The 5,486-nt window shown below is 46.5% G+C and carries 7 protein-coding genes; 3 read left to right on the top strand and 4 right to left on the bottom strand.

Translation table 11 applies throughout. The features are described from left to right. A partial coding sequence (locus tag AAH450_RS20975; RefSeq protein ID WP_342911919.1) for an AAA family ATPase occupies window positions 1-1,091 on the top strand: 1,091 nt, incomplete at its 5' end. Window positions 1,092-1,100: 9 nt separating this feature from the next. Next, window positions 1,101-1,523, top strand: a complete 423-nt coding sequence (locus AAH450_RS20970; RefSeq protein WP_342911918.1) for a hypothetical protein — start codon at window positions 1,101-1,103, stop codon at window positions 1,521-1,523. Between the two features lie 933 nt (window positions 1,524-2,456). Here AAH450_RS20970 and AAH450_RS21205 read toward each other — a convergent pair. The 4 genes from AAH450_RS21205 to AAH450_RS20950 form a co-directional block, all read right to left on the bottom strand. Further along, on the bottom strand, window positions 2,457-2,873 hold the full coding sequence (locus AAH450_RS21205; RefSeq protein ID WP_463322754.1) for a DUF2442 domain-containing protein: 417 nt from the start codon (window positions 2,871-2,873) through the stop codon (window positions 2,457-2,459). Window positions 2,874-3,543: 670 nt separating this feature from the next. Beyond that, window positions 3,544-3,966, bottom strand: coding sequence for a helix-turn-helix domain-containing protein (locus AAH450_RS20960; protein WP_342911917.1), 423 nt, complete (start codon window positions 3,964-3,966; stop codon window positions 3,544-3,546). Window positions 3,967-3,976: 10 nt separating this feature from the next. Next, window positions 3,977-4,156, bottom strand: coding sequence for a Rop family plasmid primer RNA-binding protein (locus AAH450_RS20955; RefSeq protein WP_342911916.1), 180 nt, complete (start codon window positions 4,154-4,156; stop codon window positions 3,977-3,979). 104 nt (window positions 4,157-4,260) lie between these two features. Next, the gene (locus AAH450_RS20950; protein ID WP_342911915.1) at window positions 4,261-4,500 is read right to left on the bottom strand and encodes a hypothetical protein; all 240 of its coding nucleotides are present in this window, start codon (window positions 4,498-4,500) and stop codon (window positions 4,261-4,263) included. Between the two features lie 742 nt (window positions 4,501-5,242). On the opposite strand from AAH450_RS20950, the gene AAH450_RS20945 reads away from it, so the two are divergent. Next, window positions 5,243-5,486, top strand: a 244-nt coding sequence (locus tag AAH450_RS20945) for an AAA family ATPase (RefSeq protein ID WP_342911914.1), incomplete at its 3' end; no start/stop codon positions are given.

Raw genomic sequence — 5,486 nt, 5'->3', positions numbered from 1 at the left:
ATAGTGAATTTTCCATTAATTACGAAAATAAGTTTTATTCCATATCTATAGAAAACAAAAAAAATATAAACAAAAACGTTTTCAGTATAATATGCTCAGAAGAGATAGATAAATCTATAAAACACATAAAAAAACATCTAAAAAAATTAGAGGATTCTGTTTCTTCAGAGCCTATCATTAACCTGCGTTTCAGAAGAATTGAAGACATAAGAACAGCATTAACCTCTTGCCTATTCAAAGACATCTCAGATGCCAGAATAGAGCAAATAATGTACATACCTGCCGGCCGTTCTTTTTTTGCTAACCTTCAAAAAAATGTTTTCTCTTTTCTTTCTAGTAGTATAAATATTGATTACTTCCTTACTGAGTTTGGCTCAATATACGAGCAAACAAAAAGTGTTCAGTTCGCTAAATTCGCTCAAAAACGAACTCCTCCTCACGTTAATAAATTGGTTGAATCACTAATTTGCGGTAAGCATACAACTGAAAAAGGTCAGGACTGGATTACAACGGAACATGGAAGAATAAATGTTGCCAACTCTAGTTCCGGGCAGCAAGAAGCGCTCCCAATGGCTTTAATGCTAGCCACATGGCCCTATGTACGCACCCCTCAAGTATGTCGTAGTTTTGTTATTGAAGAACCAGAAGCTCACCTATTTCCTTTTGCGCAAGGAACGGTTGTTTCAATGATAGCTAATTCACATTATGCATCAGATAACTTTTGCAGCCATACTATAACAACTCACAGCCCCTATATATTAACTGCAATAAATAATCTTATACAAGCAGGAAACGCAGAAAAAGCCCTAGTTGAAACTGGCTCTCCTGCCGAGGAACTAAAGAAATTATATACAATAACTCCCCAAGAAGAAATAATTTACTTCGATGAAGTTAGGGCATACATGATAGATAATGGAACTGCGTCAAATATTTTAAATATTGAACTAAAGCTTATAGATGCAAATTCCATAGATAAAATTTCAAATGTTTTCTCAGACAAATTCAACTCATTAGTGGAAATTGAAATGCTTTCACAAATTGATGATGAAGACGATAACTTAACGGATTTTGGAAAAGAATTTAGCTTATAGGCGAGAAAAATGTCTACTAATTGCATAAAATTTACTAATAAAAAAATCGTTCCGTTTAAAGAGCAAAAATCCTCTTTTATATTAAATAATCAAAAATCTAGAGACCTTGAAATACATCATGTGGATGGATGCGTGATTACAAATGGAATCAGATGTGACTGGATGGTTATTGATACAGAATCAGGAAAAGAAATTTATATAGAATTAAAAGGCACGGATCTAAACCATGCTTTTGAGCAACTTAAAGAAACAATACGTAAATTAACCAAAGATCAAAAAAAGATCAAAAGTGCATTAATAATATGCACACGAAGTCCAATGAGTTCATCCGAAATTCAAATTATGCAAAAAAGCATATTTCAAACTCACAAAGCAAAACTCTATGTAAAAACATCAGAATATAGGGAAAACATAGAGAAATTAATAGCTTAACACGATAAAAAAACGTTCCAAATGCGCCTTCGCGCAGCTTTGTCGCATATGAACCTGTCATGCCGGCGCATTTACCATATTATCGTTGTGCGTCGGACATGAAAAAGCCCGCAATGCAGGCTTCAATCGTAGACGTCGTGTCGATGGCCTACAGTGACCAGTACAAATTACCAGCGCCTATACCAATAACGGCGCGTACATGACCGCAGAACTGTACAAATAACGGATGGTTGAAAAAGGAAGTGTTGGAAGAGGTCGCCCATATGGCGGCATTTTTTGATCCGTAACCGGCAGAGTGATTGCCGGTATGAAGTGTGAAGTATTAAATATGAAATGTGAGCCTGCGATTCAGCCGGATTTACCATAACATCTGTTGCCCGCACCGCGAAAACGCCCTCAGCGCCATTCTGCGGCCTCCAGGCCAAAAGACAGGCCTTTCCCTGCCCGGAACCCCGGAAAACGCCCCTGATGATTTTTACGCGCGTGCATAGGCATGCACGGAAGTGAATGGCGGCGGGTTTCGCGCGGATGTTGGCACTAAGCGGGGGTTTTATACAAAAAGGCCGGAAACCCGCCTGGGTTTCCGGCAATGAGGTTACTGACACTGGCTTTGCCAAGTTAATTTATTATTACCGGGCTGTATGAGTATGATCCATTAACCCGGAAACGCCTCACGGGCGTGCTGTTTACTGTGCGGCCGTGAGGCGTTGGCCAAGCCGACAGGCGCGGCAGTCCACTTGCTGACGCTGTTCTATCCTGCGTTCATGAAACGGCGAAGGAAAATTTCGACACGTCGAAGTTTTTCAGGGTGTCGGGCGGAGCCTGAACGGGAGGATTTGGCGTGCCGGCGGTACTCCAAAGACACATCTTGTCCCGCCGTTTTGTCGCCGGCACAGCGTGACGGTAATGACAAAACATTTCCTGTCCGGGAGTTCAGGCTTTTTTAATAGGACGTGGCCGGCCAGATTGTAGCTTTTGCATGCTCAGGAACCCTTCAAGCCCCAGATCCTCGTCCAGGTCATCCCAGTGAATGCCGTAAGGGCTCAGCTCAAACTTGGCCAGCTGCTCAGTACTCGCATTTGCCAGCACCGGAAAATAAACCAGCGGCACGCCAAGCGTGCGGCCGTCGCTCAGCTGCAGCCACATGTTGTACGGGTCAAATCTTGCAGATTTGATTGAAACGCTCATCACGACCTCCGGTTGACCGTTCAGAATATCCGTTGATAGTATGTCCGGGTAAACTTGTCGTCCATGACGACCACCAATGATCCGTAAGCCTGAGAGGATCGCCTTCGGGTGGCAACTAACACTCCTGCAGCCTGAAAGGGAGAACACACCAGTGTGGTACATCTGCTCACCTTTGGAAGCAGATATCGTCAAAACAGCGCACCTACGACGCGACGATGAAGGTTCATTTCACAATGCAGTGACCAGCACCGTCTGTCCTGCCATCCGCTGCCGGGATTTACGCTCCGGCAACCAGAACGCCGATAAGCCTGAGCGGGTTTGTCGCGGAAAGTCCGCTATTTCCTGCGATCACCATTACGTCTACCGGAAAGCACATGTTTGCAGAGGCAAACGCGCCTCCGGACTGAACGGCGTCACTTTGCTGCCCGCGAAGCGGGTACAAAGTGACGCGTGAAAAAACCACGCTGCAGCCCCTGCGGCACAACGCCTGACGGCAATTCTCACAATCTGACGTGCACGTATTACGTGTTTTCATACACCCTGAACGGGCTTTTAACCGCAACGCTGCCGGCGCGACCGCAGGCAGGTTTCATTAAGAAAGGAAAAAGAACGGCTCGGTATCGATGGCGACACCAGAAAACTGGTGTGTGGAGGGAGTCTGACGCAAGTCAGCCCGGCGTAAGCCGCGAACAGGTCAGCGACCTGGGGTAACCTCGCAAGAACTCAACAATTCGTCACCCCGATGCACAGATACCAGCTGAGTCGCAGGAAGCGCAGAAGCAACCGCGCCGTCGGGGCCAGAATTACCGGGAAAGCAGCTGTTGTCAGCCGGCTATTTCCAGAACTGCCACCATTTGCCGGCAGGCAATACGGGCAGCGCTGTCTCTTTTTTATGTTCCAGAAGCAGCATGGCCTGACGAACGGACGCGATATGCTCGTCTCTGGCGGCAACCGCCTCCTTAAGTCCTTCGTTTTCTTTCTGTAACAGCTCAATCTGATGTTGTAAATGCTGTAAATCGACACTGTTAACGGGTGTAAATTCCGGCTCAGCTTTTACAGTAAAGGCTGTAGCACCTTCAACACCCTTAATGTCGCCAAAAACTCTGATAAGTTCTGATGTATCAATGACCTTTACAGGCTTACCTGCCTTTACAGTCGATGTAAAGTTGAGCTCACCGCTGTTAATCATCTTGTAAAGGGTAGGCCGGCTTGTCTGCGTAAGCCTGGCGGCCTCGCTGATAGATACTTTCGCCATGCGGATACCGTTATTCCTGATTTAACTTTGCCAGAAGGCCGGCATGAAGGCGCTCGGCGTCCTCATGAAGCCGTTCGCACATGTCCGCTTCCGCATCCAGGTCCAGCTCGTTGAGCTTCTCCAGCAGAAGCAGGCTTTGTCCCTGAATGAACTTTGCCATGTTCAGGGCGGTTTTATGGTGTCTGGTCACAGAGACGCTCCGGAGTGAACGTGCCACGGGCACAGAACGGGTGAAATGACGCTTCCTCGCTTCCCCTGGCTGCGCCAGACGAACGCTGCGGCGAGCGTTGCGGGTTAACGACGAAAGGGCTTAGGCTTGCTCCAGGTGAACTCTGCGGCCTGCCTCTCGTCCGCACGGGCCTTTTTAGCTGCCTCTGCCTCGCGCTGTCCCAGCAGCTGATTGCGGGCCACGCGCAGCACCTCTTTTTTTTCCGGACCGGACAGCTTTTTGCCTTTTGCCCGCTCTGCTGCAAACACGGCGTCATCGAGAAACTCCTTCTCTGGTTTAGATACAACATGCAATCTTCCGGACATACATCCTCCAGGTCAACGTCAACAGCACCCCCCTTTCCCCCCGAGCCAGGTCCCCCGGTTCCCCGGTTTTCCATAGGCTCCGCCCTCCTGACGAGTTTCACAGAAATCACCGATTCCCGGTACTCAAATCAGAAGGACGAAACCCGACAGGACTTAAAGATGCCGGAGGTTTCCCTCCGGCGGCTCCCTCGTGCGCTCTCCTGTTCCCACCGTACAGTGTACCCGTGTCTTTCCGCTGTTATGGCCGCGTCTTCTCATTCCACGCCTGACACTGGGTTCTGCTTAGGTGGTTCGCTCCAAGCTGGGCTGTATGCACGAACTCCCCGTTCAGCCCGACTACCACACCATGTTCAGGTAACTGTTCTCTTGAGTCCAACCCTGACAGGCACGACGAATCGCCATTGGCGGTAGCCATTGGTGACTGATTTACGGAGCGAAGTTGTTAAGCTAACTTAACAAGAGTTCTTGAAGTAGGAGCCAGACTACGGCTACACTGAAAGGACAGATTAGGTTACTGCGCTCCGTTAAAGCCAGTCACCGTGGTTCAGTAAGTTCCCCAACTTTCTGAACCTTCGAAGAAACCGCCTTGCAGGGCGGTTTTTTCGTTTCAAAGGCAAGATTACGCTCTCATAGCACTTAAGGTCAATATGCCATACCTTAAGAAAGCAACAAAACATCGTTTAAAAACATGTTTATAAGTCGATTTTCTTTGCTAAAATCCAAGTTTTTATAAGGAGGGATAATGGAACATCTAAAAATAAAAAATTTCGTATCACTAAAGGAATTAAGCATTGAGCTTAATAAAATTAATATTTTCATCGGACCCCAAGCAAAGGGTAAAAGCTTAATAGCAAAATTAATTAGCTACTTTAAATCTATACCTCATGAAATAACATCAGCAATAATCGAAGGACAAAACAAGAGAGAACTAACATCAGCATTAAAAATAAAGTTTGAAAAAATGTTCCCTCGATACACATGGGAGG

Source organism: Erwinia magellanica (genome assembly GCF_039023495.1).
Classification (GTDB): Bacteria; Pseudomonadota; Gammaproteobacteria; order Enterobacterales; family Enterobacteriaceae; genus Erwinia.
The sequence above is the reverse complement of the archived record's forward strand: the minus strand, read 5'-3'. Positions and strand labels throughout refer to the sequence as shown.

What these genes read in the sequence shown, in the direction of transcription:
- AAH450_RS20960 (WP_342911917.1), bottom strand. Translation starts at nt 3,966, where the DNA reads ATGGCGAAAGTATCTATCAGCGAGGCCGCCAGGCTTACGCAGACAAGC.
- AAH450_RS20970 (WP_342911918.1), top strand. Translation starts at nt 1,101, where the DNA reads ATGTCTACTAATTGCATAAAATTTACTAATAAAAAAATCGTTCCGTTT.
- AAH450_RS21205 (WP_463322754.1), bottom strand. Translation starts at nt 2,873, where the DNA reads ATGTACCACACTGGTGTGTTCTCCCTTTCAGGCTGCAGGAGTGTTAGT.
- AAH450_RS20950 (WP_342911915.1), bottom strand. Translation starts at nt 4,500, where the DNA reads ATGTCCGGAAGATTGCATGTTGTATCTAAACCAGAGAAGGAGTTTCTC.